The 17,066-nt window shown below is 34.1% G+C and carries 16 protein-coding genes; 1 reads left to right on the plus strand and 15 read right to left on the minus strand.

The features are described from left to right. Positions 1-8: 8 nt before the first annotated feature. The 14 genes from H8R22_RS08720 to H8R22_RS08785 all read right to left on the minus strand — a co-directional run bounded on the left by H8R22_RS08720 (position 9) and on the right by H8R22_RS08785 (position 15,250). On the minus strand, positions 9-236 hold the full coding sequence (locus H8R22_RS08720) for a phosphopantetheine-binding protein (RefSeq protein ID WP_187010067.1): 228 nt from the start codon (positions 234-236) through the stop codon (positions 9-11). Positions 237-409: 173 nt separating this feature from the next. Next, the gene (locus H8R22_RS08725) at positions 410-1,720 is read right to left on the minus strand and encodes a glycosyltransferase (protein ID WP_187010068.1); all 1,311 of its coding nucleotides are present in this window, start codon (positions 1,718-1,720) and stop codon (positions 410-412) included. Next, positions 1,708-2,958: an ABC transporter ATP-binding protein gene (locus H8R22_RS08730; protein WP_187010069.1), complete on the minus strand. Its 1,251-nt coding sequence runs from the start codon at positions 2,956-2,958 to the stop codon at positions 1,708-1,710. Before H8R22_RS08730 ends, H8R22_RS08725 begins: the two co-directional genes overlap by 13 nt. Positions 2,959-3,010: 52 nt before the next feature. After that, a complete protein-coding gene (locus H8R22_RS08735; protein WP_187010070.1) occupies positions 3,011-3,883 on the minus strand; it encodes an ABC transporter permease in 873 nt (290 codons plus the stop codon). 75 nt (positions 3,884-3,958) lie between these two features. Further along, positions 3,959-4,894 (minus strand): UDP-glucuronic acid decarboxylase family protein, encoded by a 936-nt coding sequence (locus tag H8R22_RS08740; RefSeq protein ID WP_187010071.1) that lies wholly within the window; start codon positions 4,892-4,894, stop codon positions 3,959-3,961. A gap of 98 nt (positions 4,895-4,992) precedes the next feature. Beyond that, positions 4,993-5,997, minus strand: a complete 1,005-nt coding sequence (locus H8R22_RS08745; protein WP_187010072.1) for a mannose-1-phosphate guanylyltransferase — start codon at positions 5,995-5,997, stop codon at positions 4,993-4,995. Positions 5,998-6,035: 38 nt separating this feature from the next. Beyond that, positions 6,036-7,319, minus strand: a complete 1,284-nt coding sequence (locus tag H8R22_RS08750; protein ID WP_187010073.1) for a nucleotide sugar dehydrogenase — start codon at positions 7,317-7,319, stop codon at positions 6,036-6,038. Positions 7,320-7,624: 305 nt separating this feature from the next. Then, positions 7,625-8,095 carry a UpxY family transcription antiterminator gene (locus H8R22_RS08755; protein WP_187010074.1) on the minus strand — a complete coding sequence of 157 codons (471 nt, stop codon included), beginning with the start codon at positions 8,093-8,095 and terminating at the stop codon, positions 7,625-7,627. 68 nt (positions 8,096-8,163) lie between these two features. After that, complete coding sequence (locus tag H8R22_RS08760) at positions 8,164-9,555, minus strand: nucleotide sugar dehydrogenase (RefSeq protein WP_187010075.1); 1,392 nt, start codon at positions 9,553-9,555, stop codon at positions 8,164-8,166. 42 nt (positions 9,556-9,597) lie between these two features. Continuing rightward, positions 9,598-10,581, minus strand: a complete 984-nt coding sequence (locus H8R22_RS08765; protein ID WP_187010076.1) for an SDR family oxidoreductase — start codon at positions 10,579-10,581, stop codon at positions 9,598-9,600. A 20-nt stretch (positions 10,582-10,601) separates the two neighbouring features. After that, positions 10,602-13,073 (minus strand): polysaccharide biosynthesis tyrosine autokinase, encoded by a 2,472-nt coding sequence (locus tag H8R22_RS08770; protein WP_187010077.1) that lies wholly within the window; start codon positions 13,071-13,073, stop codon positions 10,602-10,604. Between the two features lie 15 nt (positions 13,074-13,088). After that, complete coding sequence (locus tag H8R22_RS08775) at positions 13,089-13,880, minus strand: polysaccharide biosynthesis/export family protein (RefSeq protein WP_187010078.1); 792 nt, start codon at positions 13,878-13,880, stop codon at positions 13,089-13,091. Between the two features lie 70 nt (positions 13,881-13,950). Beyond that, a complete protein-coding gene (gene recR / locus H8R22_RS08780) occupies positions 13,951-14,571 on the minus strand; it encodes a recombination mediator RecR (RefSeq protein ID WP_187010079.1) in 621 nt (206 codons plus the stop codon). Between the two features lie 313 nt (positions 14,572-14,884). Continuing rightward, a complete protein-coding gene (locus H8R22_RS08785; RefSeq protein ID WP_187010080.1) occupies positions 14,885-15,250 on the minus strand; it encodes a CoA-binding protein in 366 nt (121 codons plus the stop codon). A 178-nt stretch (positions 15,251-15,428) separates the two neighbouring features. Between H8R22_RS08785 and H8R22_RS08790 the strand changes: the two genes are divergently transcribed. Continuing rightward, positions 15,429-16,058: a MarC family NAAT transporter gene (locus H8R22_RS08790; RefSeq protein ID WP_187010081.1), complete on the plus strand. Its 630-nt coding sequence runs from the start codon at positions 15,429-15,431 to the stop codon at positions 16,056-16,058. A gap of 33 nt (positions 16,059-16,091) precedes the next feature. Here H8R22_RS08790 and ctlX read toward each other — a convergent pair whose 3' ends face one another. Next, a complete protein-coding gene (gene ctlX / locus H8R22_RS08795) occupies positions 16,092-17,030 on the minus strand; it encodes a citrulline utilization hydrolase CtlX (protein ID WP_187010082.1) in 939 nt (312 codons plus the stop codon). Between the last annotated feature and the right edge of the window lie 36 nt (positions 17,031-17,066).

A 17,066-nucleotide genomic window follows, 5' to 3' on the forward strand; every position in this document is an offset into this window, starting at 1 on the left:
TACCATTATTACTTTTCACTTATTTTATCATATAAATCACTTACTGTTTCTGAAGTTCGTATGTCATCACCGGTAAGTTTTACATTATATTCCTGATCTACCATGGCAATAACTATAAGTGCCATCATAGAACTCCACTCATCTAAATCTCTGAATTTTGATTCTAATTTTATTAAGCTTGAATCAGTTTCATCAAATTGCTCTGTGAAGTTTATTAAAAATTGTTCTTTGTTCATAATGCTTTAAATTAATTTTTATTAGTTTTATTTTTAATTACTATCTACTTACTATAAATTAAATTTGCGAATACTGTAAATTTAGATAAAATATAGCTGTATTCATTTATGAGATTTAAGTTTTTAAACGTGCTATCTACATAATGGCTTGCATCTTACTCGGCAAGAATTATTTAAACATTTAATATTTTTTTGAACTCTTCTTTTGCATAATTCATTGAAGAGAAATTTTCAACTTGTTTAACAGCATTGTACGAATACTCGCTATAAGACTCTTTTGATAAACTTATAATCTTTTCAATTCCTACTGCTAAATCTTGACTGTCTTTTAAAACAGCTTTATATCCGTTGTAATCATTTATAACCATATTTGAGACCACGCCCATGTCAAATCCCACAACCGGAGTCCCACAAGCTAAAGCTTCAGACACCATCATCGGCCCAGAATCTTCAATAGACGAATTAACAAAAACATCAGATGCCTGATACAACAGAGACAACAAACGGTAATCCTTTATAAAATCAATATGTCTTTTAGCAAATGGTATTTTGGAGAAGTTGTCAGAGTTAGTTCTTGAAACAATCAAAACTTCTATTCTTTCCTTTTGTGCTACAGATAATTTTTTATCTAAAATATTCAAAGATTCTAATAAATAATCAAAACCTTTTCTAGCTTCATTAGCATTTTGACAACCCATTAAAATATAAAATTTATTCTCTTCTAAATTAAAAATGGCTTTAGCAAAATGACGCGATTTATTATTTAAAATTGTAGTGTCAATTAAACTATTAATATTTATTATTGTTTTCTGATCTTTATAAATTTTAGATTTTCTAGCTTGATCTAAAGTCCAACCCGAACCAGCTATAATATTAAAATTTCCTGTTTGTGCATTTTTAAGTTTAGTTTCAAAATTGATTTTTGCTTTATCGTTAGCAACTGCTGATAGAATTGCTGGACAATTATCTGTACAACCTGTAATATAACCAGTACAATCCCAGGCAAAATGGCAACCCCCTGTAAAATGATTCATATCTACAGTAATATTATAAACCTGAGCTTTAGTATACTGCTGAAGCGCCAGCAAATCAGTAGAATTAATAAAATTAATGGTCATTCCTGTAATTATAAAATCAGGAGCGAAACCAATTTGATCGATTAAAGACGAAGCAGAAATGTTATTACTGGTTTCGTCGGTACTAAAAAAACCATATTTAGGCTCTAGAATAATTCGAGGCGCCTGTTTACTCTTAATAAGTTTATATTTTACTTTTTGAAATATTCTAAAAACTAAACTATCTACTTTAGGCTCGATCGGTTTATAGGCTTTTATAAAATCATCTGACCTGGTTTTATCTTTTACAACCATGGCAACTTGAAAGCCTTCTTGTTTAAGAAAAAAACTGAGCTTATAAATTGCTTCATACGCACCATTAACATCACCTGTTGAAAGCAATAAAATTTTCTTATTTACATGTTCCATATTACCGGTATTTTAAAAATGCCATTTTCAGTGTCACCATATTTAAACTCTTCTTGCCCTATATCTACTATGCTTAAAGTCATCTTTTTATCAGGGAAATCTAATACTTTAATTTTTGGTATATCTAATGCTAATCCTAAGATGTAGTTGTTTGCAATTAAATTATCTTTTGGTATTTTAACAATCCAAGTTGTAACACCCTTAAAGTCAAGATCGCGCCTTGTAATAAATATAAGATTTTCATATTTGTCTAAAATAGAAAAGTTCAGTCTTGCACCTTCTACTTTGCAGTTGTTATTTAGGGTAATGTGAATAAAAATTTCTTGATTGGTGAAATACTCGGTACAATTGTTTCCTTCGGCATCTTTAAGTTCTACTTCTAAAATTTGAGCTTCTTTTTTATCATTAACTTCAAAAATTAATTTTGATGAATTTTCATTATCTGCATTATTCAATAAATAGGAATCTAAAGTAGCGTCAATATTTCCCGCAAAATTTAATCCGCCATTTTGAAGCAAAATTCCGTTATTACATAATGTTTTTACCGCGGCTAAATTATGACTTACAAAAAGCACCGTTCGTCCTTCGCCTTTCGAAACATCGCCCATTTTTCCTAAGCATTTCTTCTGAAATTCAGCATCTCCAACAGCTAAAACTTCATCAATAATTAGAATTTCAGATTCAAGATGTGCTGCTACTGCAAAAGCCAATCGAACAAACATCCCTGACGAATACCGTTTTACAGGAGTGTCAATGTATTTCTCTACCCCTGAGAAGGCCACGATTTCATCAAACTTACGAGTGATTTCATGACGACGCATTCCAAGAATAGCACCGTTCATATAGATATTTTCTCTACCTGTCATCTCTGGGTTAAAACCTGTACCTACTTCTAACAAAGATGCTATACGACCGTTCACTTTAAAATTACCCGTTGTAGGTTTAGTTACCTTGCTTAATAGCTTAAGTAATGTACTCTTTCCTGCACCGTTGCGACCAATAATACCCACCGCATCACCTTGCTCTATTTCAAAATTAATATCTTTTAAAGACCACACATAATCACTACCACCACTGACTGTGCGGTCATTGGAATCCCCAATTTTTAAATACGGGTCCTCTTTACCTCTGATTTTACTCCAAAATCGATTTAAATCATGCGTTAATGTGCCTGTCCCTACTTCTCCAAGTCGGTACTGCTTTGATATGTTTTCTGCTTGAATGGCTAATTGTTTCATTATAATTTTTTCGATTTTGAGATAATTTTCATGTAAGTTGCTTCCATCAGATTTAAACTGTATCCATGAAACTTTTCTCTACTTTATTAAATATGATAATCCCAATAGTTAGTATTATCGCAATAAGTAGCGTACTCATTCCTAAGTTAAATACTTCAAAACTACCAGATCCCAAATATCCATATCTAAAACATTCGAATATACCCGTTAACGGATTCGCATTAATGATCCACATGTATTTTTCAGGCATAGCCGAAATAGGATAGACTACAGGAGTAGCATACATTGCTAACTGTACCCCAAAGGCAAGTAAAAAACTTAAATCCTTATATTTGGTGGTCAATGCCGAAAAAATCATCCCTAATCCCAAGGCAAAAGCAGCCATCAATAAAATTAAAAAAGGAGTAGCTAAAACCCAAATATTAGGCTGAATCGAACCGACAACAAACGTATAATACAATACCACGACAACAAACAAACTGAACTGAACTGCGAATTTCAATAAAGCTGAACAGACAACAGACAATGGAATTATTAATCTTGGAAAATACACCTTGCCAAAAACTGAAGCATTGTCTCTAAAAACGGTGGAAGTTTTAGTTAAGGCCTCAGCAAAGTACCCCCAAATAGTAATTCCTGCTAAGTAAAAAGCAACCTGTGGTAATCCGTCAGTAGATAACTTAGCAATTTGTCCAAAAAGAATCACGTACATGACCATTGTTATCAATGGTTGAAAGATAAACCAAAGTGGCCCTAATATGGTTTGCTTATAAAAAGTAATGAAATCTCTTTTTATAAGTAGCAATAGCAAATCTCTATATTGCCAAACTTCATTTAAATTAACCGAAAACAGTGAATCCTTAGACTTAATTTCTTCTGTCCAGTTTTGTTCTGGTCTAGCGGTACTCGTATTAGGCTCTTGCATGTATGGAGTTAAGATTGTGTTTATTTAAAAGTAATTAGTGAAACTGCATTGCGCCATATTCGCGCTTGACTATTTTTAAACTATCGCTCTAAAATAGGCTATGGTTTTAATCAATCCTTCATTGAGTTGTATTTGAGGCTCCCAACCATTAAGATTCGCTTTTGCTAATGTAATATCGGGCTGACGTTGTTTGGGATCGTCTTGGGGTAAAGGCAGGTGAACAATTTTAGACTTAGAATCCGTTAAAGCTATAACTGCTTCTGCCAGTTCGAGCATTGTAAATTCATTTGGGTTTCCAATATTTACTGGACCTAGAAAACCATCGGCTGAGTTCATCATGCGGATCATTCCCTCTACTAAATCATCCACATACTGGAAAGAACGAGTTTGTAAACCGTCTCCAAAAATAGTAATGTCTTCTCCTTTTAACGCCTGTACAATAAAATTAGAAACCACACGACCATCGGCGGGGTTCATATTAGGACCGTACGTATTAAAAATACGGATGATTTTAATATTGACCTGATTTTGATTGTGGTAATCCATGAATAACGTCTCTGCACATCGTTTCCCTTCGTCATAGCAGGAACGAATTCCGATAGGGTTTACATTCCCCCAATAGGTTTCTGGTTGCGGATGAACGGTTGGATCACCATACACCTCACTTGTACTTGCTTGCAGAATTTTAGCTTTGACACGCTTCGCCAATCCTAAGGTGTTAATCGCTCCCATAACCGAAGTCTTAATCGTTTTTATAGGATTGTATTGGTAGTGCACCGGGCTAGCTGGGCATGCCAAATTGTATATTTCATCAACTTCGGCATAAAAAGGCTCTGTAATATCGTGACGAACCAATTCGAAACGAGGATTACCCATCAAGTGTAAAATATTTTTTTTATCCCCTGTAAAATAATTATCCAAGCAAATCACATCATGACCTTCGTTGATTAAACGCGGACACAAATGTGACCCTACGAATCCCGCTCCACCGGTCACTAATATTTTTTTCATGGGATTATTTTTTATCACTTAGTGGCAACCTTAATAGGGTTACATAAGTGAAGTATATTTTATTTGTGATTAGAAATTTAAATCAGCGTTTTTACATACTAATTTAACAATTCAGAATGTTGTCTCTCTAATGCCGAGTAAACATTTTTTACATCCTGCGAAGATTGTTTTTGTAATATCAAGTTAGCAGTGGGTGTATAGACAAAAATGGTGTCCTTTACTCCCACAAATGCAGTAAAATTGTTCGTTCCAATAACCATATTACCATGTTTATCCACTGGATGACCAATTGTTTTTAAATAGTCATAAACCGATTCAAAAGAACCTAAATCAGACCAAGTGAACTGCGCCGAAACTACTTTTATCTTTTTACTGCGCTCCATCACTGCATAATCGATACTTATAGATGGAATCTCTAACGAAAGTACTAAATCTAGATTACCCTCTATATTACTCTCCCAAACAATTTTTGATTTCTCGTAGACTTCAGGAGTGTATTTTTTTAACTCTTCTAAAAAGACACTTGCTTTGAAACAAAACATCCCGCTGTTCCATAAAAAGTTTCCTTTTTCTATAAAATCAGTGGCCGTTACTTGGTTTGGTTTTTCTCTGAATGAGATTACGCTATCTCCCTTTCGTTCAATGTACCCATAACCCGTTTCTGGTTTCGTTGGCACGATACCGAAGGTGACTATAAAACCATTATTAGCTTTTTCAATCGCTTCTTGGATAGACTGCTCATATAAATCAGCATTGCCAATGATATGATCAGATGGCGTTACTATTAATATTTCGTCAGGGTCTGAGGCAAATGCAGCAAATGCAATCGCTGCAGCTGTATTTCTTGGAGTTGACTCAATTATATCAATATAAGACGTATTCGATTTCTCTAATACTTTTTCGCTTAAATGACGATTATCTATATTACCCACAACCATCACTTTATCAGCAATATTTTTATTACGATCTACGGTCATTTCAAATAACGACTTGCCATCAAAAATATCGAGATATTGTTTGGGTTGACTTTTACGAGACAATGGCCATAACCTACTGCCCACACCTCCCGTTAATATTACATGTGTAATGGATTTACTTTCCATAATAATTTAAAACTCTTATTAATCTATAAAATTAATTACTATAAACGACCGTCTGCTCTACTACCCAAAACACCTTTTACGTCGTACAAAATACTTAAAGGTTTTTGTAAAGCTTCAAAGTCGAGCGATAAAAATGCCTGGTGTGACACTCCCAAAACTACTGCATCAAATGCAGCGCTTGGCAATACAGTGCAAGTAGTAATTCCGTATTCCTTTAATACAGCTTCTGGGTCAGCAACAGGATCATGAGTTGTAATTACAATCCCATAATCGACTAAAGCTTCGATGACATTAATTACTTTAGTATTTCGAACGTCTGGACAATTTTCTTTAAAAGTAATACCCAACATCAATAAAGAGGCTCCTTTTACAGAAATACCTTTTTTGATCATCAATTTTACAATTTGCGAAGCGACATAATCCGCCATACTATCGTTCAAACGTCTTCCCGCTAAAATGATTTCTGGATGGTAACCAAATTCTTGCGCTCTTTGAGCCAAATAATAAGGATCGACACCAATGCAGTGACCTCCAACCAAACCGGGTTTAAAAGGTAAAAAATTCCATTTTGTACTTGCGGCTTCTAACACAGCTTGAGTATCAATATTCATTAGGTTGAATATCTTTGCTAATTCATTTACAAAGGCGATATTGATATCCCGTTGCGAATTTTCAATAACTTTAGCTGCCTCGGCTACTTTGATAGAGGGTGCTAAATGAGTACCTGCCGTAATCACGGAGCGGTACAATGCATCTACTTTTAATCCTACTTCAGGCGTAGAACCAGAAGTAACTTTCAAAATTTTATCTACCGTATGTTCTTTGTCACCTGGATTGATTCTTTCAGGAGAATACCCCACAAAAAAATCAATATTAAAAGACAAGCCTGATATTTTTTCTAAAACAGGAACACATTCCTCTTCTGTAGCACCAGGGTAAACAGTAGATTCATAAATTACAACATCTCCTTTTTTCAACACTTGACCTACCGTCTCACTCGCTTTAAATAAAGGGGTCAAATCTGGCCTATTGTTTTTATCAACTGGCGTGGGTACTGTGATGATATAACAATTACAGTCCTTTATGTGATCGATTTCATTTGTAACATAAAGACCGTTACTTGTACTTAGCTCTTGAAGCAAAACCTTATTTAAAGATATAGCATCAATTTCTAAAGTAGCATCTAAACCCGTTTTTAATTCAGCTACTCTAACCTCATTAATATCAAAACCAACAACAGTATAATTGGTTGCAAATAGTCTAGCCAATGGCAAACCCACATAACCAAGACCTACAACAGCAATTTTTGAATTATTGAACATAGTATTTTTTTGTAATCTAGAAATAACTCACAATTTTACACAGCTTCGCAACTCAAACTCACATAAAAGGAGCTCAAATTGCATTTATTTCGAGGCAAATATAGCTACAATAAGCCATACATCCTTAATTTTTTGTTAAACAAAATGAAGATCAGAGGGTACCACAACAGCACCAAGTCTTAACTAACTAGACATCAATACTCATTCAAAATAAATGAATAATTATCGAATCTTAAAATCACTATATTTAGTGAGTATCCAAAACGTCTAAAAGCAAGAATTACTTTTCTTTAGCATCTGTACTTCTATTCTTTATTTATTTTCATCTTTAATATGCAACCTAGGGATTCTAAGACGAGTATATAATTATTACTATTCACTTGCTGGACAATTGCTTTTTGAGACAAGAAAGGACCTGACTCAATTTCTACACTGTCACCCACTTTATAATGAGATACTGAGATATCAGTATCAACAGTATTATTAAGCCATTTTTTTATCACTTTAATTTCTTCATCTCTAACAATCGCTGGTTTGCCTAACCAAAAAAGATAACGAACAACCCCAGGTGAATCGAAAACCACATTTCTGTCTGCTTCAGATAATTGAACAAAAATATAGGAATTAAAAAGTGGCACTTCCACCTTTTTTTTCCTATCGGACCACTGTCGCACTTGGACAACCAGAGGACAGTAGCATTCAATTCCGTTTTTACTCAATTGTTCTGCTACTTTCTTTTCCCACTTTGGTTTTGTATATAGTACGTACCAATTCATCTTGATCTTTTTATTAAAATAAAATTGTGACTAATTGTAATAATTTCGCTTTTGCATGCTGCGCATTATTACGAACCAATTGCTTGATACACAAAACCAATTGCTCTTAAAGCCGGACCATCTAAAACGTTTCTACCGTCAAAAATAAAAGCAGGCTTTTGCATCGAATCATATATCGATTGCCAATCGTAATCCGTAAACTCATCCCATTCTGTCAAAACAGCTATAGCGTATGCATCCTTACAGGCCTCATAAGGTGCGGCAAAGGATTGAATGCTCGATTCGTTTGCAGCAGCGTTTCTCGTTTGTAGGCCATCTAAATCAGCTAATACTTTTTTCCTAGAAACTTTAGGGTCATACACTGCAATATGTGCATTTTCATTAATTAAATCATCTGCCACATAAATCGCAGCTGACTCTCTAGTATCATTAGTGTCCTTCTTAAATGCCCAACCCAAAAAAGTTATTTTTTTTCCAGACACTGTATTATACAAGGTTTGCACAATATTACTAGAAAAACGCCTTTTTTGGTAATCGTTCATAATAATTACTTGCTCCCAATAATCTGCAACTTCATTTAGGCCATAGGATTTAGCAATGTACACCAGATTTAAAATATCTTTTTGAAAACAAGACCCTCCAAAACCTACCGAAGCTTTTAAAAACTTGGAACCTATCCTACTATCCATTCCAATAGCTCTTGCTACTTCATTAACATCCGCACCTGTTTTTTCACAAAGTTCAGACATCGCATTAATAGATGATATCCTTTGCGCCAAGAAAGCATTAGCCGTTAACTTTGAAAGTTCAGATGACCATACATTGGTTGTCAATATTTTATCCTTAGCAACCCAATTTGCATAAACATCAACAAGTAACTGCATTGCGTTTTGCCCTTCTGGAGAACTATCACCACCTATCAAAATACGATCAGGGTTTAACAAGTCTTGAACAGCAGTACCTTCAGCAAGGAATTCAGGATTAGAAAGTATCTGAAACTGAACACCATTTCCGGTGTTGTCTAAAATACTTTTGATAGCCTCGGCTGTACGAACGGGTAAAGTCGATTTTTCTACAACAATTTTATCATCTTTGGCAACTCTAGCAATTTGGCGAGCACACAATTCGATAAATTTTAAATCTGCAGCCATGCCCTTCCCTTTTCCATAAGTCTTCGTTGGCGTATTGACTGAAATAAAAATAACTTGAGCCTCATCAATAGCTTTTTCAACTTCAGTAGAGAAAAATAAGTTTCTTCCTCTAGCCTCAGCTACTACTTCTGCCAACCCTGGCTCATATATAGGAATATTATTAACGTCTTTATCATTCCAGGCCGCTATGCGCTCTGTATTCAAATCGACAACAGTTACATTGATGTGAGGACATTTTTGTGCGATGATTGCCATAGTAGGACCTCCAACATATCCTGCACCAATACAACAGATATTAGTAATTTTCATTTGATTAAAATTTTCAATTATTATGTAGCTAGACTAGCTTGTTTATTTTAGATTATTCCAATACCAATCAATAGCTTCCTTTAAACCTTCTTGAAGCGAAAACTTTGGGCTATATCCTAATGCTTTTTTTGCTTTGTCGATACTGGCTAATGAGTGCGGAATATCTCCCTCTCTGTTTGCACCGTAAACAATTTGGACATCTTTAATTCTTGGATCATAAGTCCCCAAATACTCTTTTAAATAAGACACTAAATCATTTAGTGTATTGCGATCACCAAAAGCGGTATTGTAAACCGTATTTACTGCTTCTTTATTCGTCGTACCAATTGCTAGTTCATTCATTTGAATAACATTATCGATATAGGTAAAATCGCGAGAATAGTTACCGTCCCCATTTATTTGCGGACTTTCGAGTTGCATTAATTGCATTACAAATTTTGGTATCACAGCAGCATAGGCTCCTAGAGGATCTTGCTTGCGACCAAAAACATTAAAATAACGAAGTCCAATCGTTTCTAAACCGTAGGTCCTACTAAAAATATCGGCATACAACTCATTTACATATTTTGTAATAGCGTAAGGAGAAAGCGGCTTGCCAATCACTTCTTCTACCTTAGGTAGACCCACTGAATCTCCGTAAGTAGATGAACTAGCAGCGTAAACAAAACGTTTTACATTAGCATCACGAGCGGCCGTTAACATATTCAAAAATCCACTTACATTGACATCATTGGTAGTAATTGGATCTTTTATAGATCGTGGTACTGAACCAAGGGCCGCTTGATGCAACACATAATCGACACCAGTTACTGCTTTATTACAATCGTCTATATTCCGAATATCCCCTTCGATCAATTTAAAATTGGGATTATTTATAAAATCTTTTAGATTGTGCTTGTGTCCGGTTGCAAAATTATCGAGACATAGTACATTATTTCCTTTCAACAAAAAATACTCACAGAGGTTGGATCCTATAAATCCCGCTCCGCCAGTAACCAAAATTGTACTTTTTGTATCTGTTAGCATAGTAGTTTATCTATTAAATTTTAAGCGTTTTTCCACCTCTTAATCACTTCTTTTCGAAGTCTTTGATATAGCGACTTTGGTTTTTCGTCATCGTTATATCCATTTGAATACGGACCGTAGCCGTAGCCATAGCCATACCCGTATCCATAACCCGCGCCATATTTTGCTTTATTTTCAAAACCATTGAATATAATGCTAGTATTAGCCATCTCTCCTCTTCTAACTCTATTGTTCAATAAAGTGATCATTTCTTTCTTAGAGAAATTTTGTCTCACAATATACAAGGTAACATCTGCAAATTGAGACAACTCTAAGGCATCAGAAACTAAACCAACGGGCGGAGTATCTAAAATAATATAATCATATTCTTTCTTCAATTTCTCCATTAACTCATTCATCGAATCGGTCAAAATTAGCTCAGAAGGATTTGGAGGAACAGGACCAGAAAGAATTACATCCAAATAAGGAATATGAGTATGGTTTACAATATCTTCTAATTCTTTTTGACCAATCAGGTAATTCACAATTCCTACATCATTGGTTAAATCAAATTCATTAAATAATTTTGGCTTACGTAAATCTAAACCAACAATCACAGTTTTTTTCTCACTTAAAGCAAATACTGTGGCGATATTAATTGAACAAAATGTTTTACCCTCTCCACTCACTGAGGAAGTAATCATCAATGTTTTTCCACCATCAACTTTTTGTTTTTTATAGAGAAATTGCAAGGAAGAACGTATCGCTCTGAAGGACTCTGATAGTGCCGATTTAGGCCTATTGTAAACAGCTAACTCCGTTAACTCCTTACTCAGACCTACAACACCTATTAAAGGAATCTGCGTAAGCTTAGAAATATCTTCGGTATTTTGAATTGCATTATTGATAAAGAAAATCGTAAAAACAAAAACAAGAGGAATCAATATACCTAAGAATAGCGCTAATATGTAATTAACAGAGGTTTTAGGCCCAATTAATCCACCTCCCACATCCTTGGCTGGATCAATAAAATGAATATCTGATAGATTTGCAGCCTTAACAATGTCGGCTTCACTCCTTTTTTGTAAAAATGTATTGTAAATATTATCACTAAGATCATACTTACGTTTTATTTTAATTAATTCCTGCTGATCATCTGGTAATTTTCTGATAGCACCTTCTGCTTGATTTAACTTACTACTAATTATACCTAAATCATATTGTAAAGAAGCCTTTGAAGAAGCGATATTTTCTAGCAGAACACTTTTAACAGCTTCCATTTGATTGTCAAAGTCTCTAAAAATCTTTTCGCTCTTAACTGCGTAGGCCATCTCTGATCGTTGCGCAGACAAAGCAATTAGCTTGGACACATTGCCTGCAATGTTAGGATCATCGATTCCCGCAACAGATGGAGCAGGTAACCTTGAATAATCGACCGTGTTTTTTAAATATGCTTTTAAAGAATTACAATAGGCTATTTTTCGAACGATTTCATCTTTTTGAAGATCGTATTCTGAAATCTTTTCAGAGTATTTAGATCCTCCGTCTTCGACATCTATAATTTTTTTATCCTTTCGGAATGATTTCAATTCATCACCTGTTTCTCTCAGTTGGGACTCCATAGCAACAAGAGTACTATCTATAAAACTAATAGTATTTGTTGCAAATTGATTTTTACTATCTAATTGTCTTTTGATAAGCATCTTAACAGTAGCGTTTAAGTACTCTACCATTCGCGCCTTATTTGTTCCTTGCATTCCAAGGGTTATGATGGAAGCACCTCGATCGTCTGAACTAACATTTATTCCTTTGTAACGCCCTACTGTACCATCAAAATCATTAAATTTAATAAAATATTCATTCCCTTTATAAGTCCCGGGATTGTCCTTAATCTCTAACTTCAAGTTAAGAAATGGTAAGGCTACTTGTTGACCTACTTTATATCTCTTTACAAAATCACCTGAAACAACTGCTGTAGTACTATATGAATTGTCTGCATAGGTGATCAGCGATACTGAGTTTCCTGCAAAAGGTATCTTAAGTTCATATTCTGAATCACTAACAAAAGTGATACTGATTAAATTACCTGCAATTTGCCCTCTACTTTTATCAATAGTAACATAAAAGGGTACTGCTCCATAGGCATCTACCATATTATATTTTCCTTGTGCTAGATAGTCTATGTAGTATTGTAGTTTATCTACAACCAGCTCATTGTGAGAACGAGATTGCAGGGTGGTCGAGATGGTTTGAACTTGATCCGAGGTCCCTCCCCAATTAAAAGTTAGACTCGTATTAGATGTAAACAAGGGATTACTTTCTTCTTTTACAGAAATAAGCGTTTCCATTGCGTATATTTTTTCTTTTCGAATATTAACCTGATAAGCAATCGTATACGTAATTAACAAACTAACTAAAAACCACTTCCAGTAACTCCCTATCTTTATTAAAAACCCCTTAAAGTCGAAACTAACTTGGTTCTCAAAAATTGAAAAATCTTTAATATCTAACATTCTTTGATAAGGATTTTAGTTTTTAAACAATAAAAAATAAGTAGTCGTAGCAAGTGACAATAAAGAAACTAATGTAGTTAGTGATTCTATACCTGTCTTACCAGTACCCCATGTTTTTTGCTTAAGTGGCTTGATATAAACATAGTCATTGGGTTGTAAATAAAAATAAGGAGACTTTATAACATTTTTATCTGTTAAGTCGATATCATGCATTTCAGTCCCCGTAGGTGTTTTTCTGATAATGGTTACGGCTTTTCGATCTCCAGTAATCGTAATATCTCCTGCATTAGCAATAGCCTCTAAAATAGTAACGTGCTCCTGAAACAATACCTTGGTTCCTGTACCTCCTATTTCTCCGTTTATTGTATATTTAAAACCAGCTAATTTTGCAGTTACAAAAATATTAGCCTCTTTTTTGAAATATTCTTCTAACAATTGCTTTTCGATACGAATCCTGACTTCCTCTAATGTATAACCCAAAACATTTAGCTCTCCCAAAACTGGAAACCTAATATTACCATGATCATCAACAGTAAATCCATCAAAATACAATCCTGCCTCTGACTTACCAACTTCGGCACTGTTTGTGGTATTAAAAATCTCTACGAGTTTAGAATCACTTGCTTTGATAGTGATACTTAAAACATCGTTAGTTTGTAAACGATATGGCTTAGTTACCACTTGAGAAATCGTACTTTCAACTGTTGAATTATCTTTATTTTGCAAATATATTAAGTCTCGCGTCGAAATACATGACGTCATTAAAGCGCTAGTTATAAGCAATAAATAAATTATCCCTCTGTTCATTTTTCTATTTTAGGTGACAAATATAGCTTTTCATTTACGATATTAAAAGGATACCAATTTTTAATGTAAATTAATTATTCTTGAAAGAATTTTCGAAAGGAACTCTTTGTAAAATACTCCTACCCAAAGTAACTTCATCTGCATATTCTAGCTCATCACCAACTGCAATACCCCTAGCTATTGTTGAAATAACAACGGCCGCATTTGAGATTTGTTTGTAGATAAAAAAATTCGTTGTATCTCCTTCCATGGTGGAGCTCAATGCAAAAATAACTTCGCTAACTGAACCTTGGTTCACTTTATCTACTAAGCTTGCTATTTTTAACTGACTGGGGCCTATACCATCAATAGGAGATATTTTTCCACCTAAAACATGGTAAATACCTCTAAATTGTCCTGTATTTTCGATAGCCATTACATCCCGAATGTCTTCTACTACGCATACCAACTGATGATTTCTATTTAGGTTAGCACAAATTTCGCAAATTTCAGTGTCCGAAATATTATGACAACTTGTACAATATTTAATATCTGATCTCATATCCAATAATGCCTGCGTCAAAAAACTTATTTGATCCTTGGGTTGCTTTAATAAATGCAGCGCTAATCGCAAAGCGGACCTTTTGCCTATTCCAGGCAGCTGCGCTATTTCAGCAACTGCTTTTTCCAATAATTTTGAAGAAAATTCCATAATGAGAACTATACTTATTTATTTACTTTCCTTTTAAGGCACTTACCAATACATTTATATCGTGAATCATTTTAAGCAGTAGCAAAAGAGTATCCAAGACAACTATTACTTGATTGTAGCAAACTTAAAAGTGATTAAAGTGAAGCAGTTGATTAACACTACACCATCTACATAATTTGAGATCTATCCGCTAAAAAAAAGAAAAAAGAAAGAATCACATTCACAAGACTAACTTCTACATAACAGGAAGAGGCGCTTAACACAAAACAACTACTTTAGAACTGCACTAGTAAGAAAAATTACTATACCAAATTTAATATTGATTGGTACTTAATAAAACCAAGGTACAAGCTATTTCAGACTTAATATCATTTAACTCTAACAATTGATAAAATTCAGGATTCTCTGTTCCTGGATTAAAAATAACACGTTTTGGCTTTGCTTCAATAATATAATTATAATAATCTCGCTGACGTGCCGGGTTAAGGTAAAGTGTTATGGTATCGATATTTTTTAAGGGAATAGCTTTAGTTTGGATTTTGATCCCTGCTACCTCTCCAGAATTCTGACCAATTGCAAGGACTGAATGCCCTTTTCCAACTAGCATATTAATCGCTTTAAACGCATATCTATCTGGTTTCGTGCTTGCTCCTAAAACTAAAGTTTTTTTATTTCTCATTATATTTTTTATTTTTTACAAAAGTAATAAAATAGTGTAGTCAGTTTTCATTTAAAATTAATATCTTTCGATTAGGTTACCTTTAATTAACGGTTGAAAAACAAATTTATTTTAACTATTTCTTAATCCTTAACAAGACTCTATGTCTCAAACAAACTTATAATTTCGCCTAAAAAACATGGAAATTTTTATTTATTTATTTGCCGCTTTATTTTCTGTTCTAAATCCCATTGGAACAGTTCCTATTTTTGTTGGGCTCACCATGGACGACGATGCTAAAGAAAGATCCAGAATTTCCTTGTGGACCGCTATCAACGTATTTATCATATTGATAATTTCTTTCTTTTTAGGAGAATACGTGTTATCCTTTTTTGGAATCAGTATCGAAGCACTACGAATTGCTGGGGGTATTGTAATTGCAACATCTGGTTTTTCTCTCCTAACAGGTAATTTCAACAAGAAAAGGGGCGTAAATAAAAAAGTAGAAAACGATGCACAGAAAAGAAACGATATCGCGTTAACTCCCTTAGCGATACCTATGCTAGCAGGACCTGGATCAATATCACTGCTTATTGCTTTTTATCACGAGCACCATAGTATCAGCGATATTTTATTTGCAATTCTAGCTATATTTGCAGTAGCAGTGTCCATTTTTATCGTCTTAAAAAGCGCGCATTATTTAGCAAGAATGCTTGGCGCATCGGGAATTGTTGCTATTTCAAGAATCGTCGGTTTTATTGTTATCGCAATTGGAGTACAGTACATTATAAGTTCTATCATCACAATTGTGAAAACAAATATTTTATAAAAAAAGACCTTCAGCATTTGAAGGTCTTCTTTTTTATTCCGATTTAGGCAAAAATATCTCGGCCATCATACATCGAGCGCTTCCGCCACCGCAAGCTTCAATAGTATCTAAACTAGAACTTAATATAGTAGCATGCTTTTCAAGTTGTGCTATTTGTTTCGGATTTAAACTTTGATGTGCCGATTCACTCATAACCAAATATCTTTTATCATCAGTTCCACGAACTTCTAACATATTGCCTGCAAAATTATTTACTTGATCTTCTGTGATCAAAATAATTTCTTTGTTATCACTTTTTAGATTATCAAGAACCATTTTTCGCTCTTTTTTATCATCGATGCAATCGGCACAAATTACAGCGAAAGTTTCTCCTAAGCACATCATAACATTCGTATGATATATTAATTTTCGTTCACCATTTACGGTTTGAAACGCTTCGAATAAAACTGGTGCAAAATCAAAATCTTCACAAAACTCAATAAAAAGTTCTTCATCTGCTCTAGGAGAAAGAGCACAATATGCTTTTTCATTCGCTCTATCTAACAACAAGCTCCCTGTTCCTTCCAAAAAAACACCATCCTCTTCTGCCGCAGTGTAATCCATGATATTTTCTATCTTAAAACCTTCATCCTCTAAAAGATCTAAAATTTCTTCACGACGCTCTGCTCTTCTATTTTCAGCAAACATAGGAAACAAAGCCACATCTCCATTTTCATGAAAAGAAATCCAATTATTAGGAAAAATACTGTCAGGAGTATCGGGATCTAAGGTATCATTAACAACCGTCACATGAACACCTACAGCTCTCAATTTTTCGACAAAAGCATCAAATTCTTGTTGCGCCTTAGCATTAACAGACTCTGGCAAAAGTCCATCTAAAACTTTTTGATAATAGTTATTAATAGCTGTTTGTTCATTCATCCTAAATGCAACAGGACGAATCATTACTATAGAATTAGTAGTTTGTTTCATATCATTTTAATTAAAGCTTATAAGTTTGAAGAATAC

This window comes from Flavobacterium kayseriense, assembly GCF_014305095.1.
Lineage (GTDB): Bacteria > Bacteroidota > Bacteroidia > Flavobacteriales > Flavobacteriaceae > Flavobacterium > Flavobacterium kayseriense.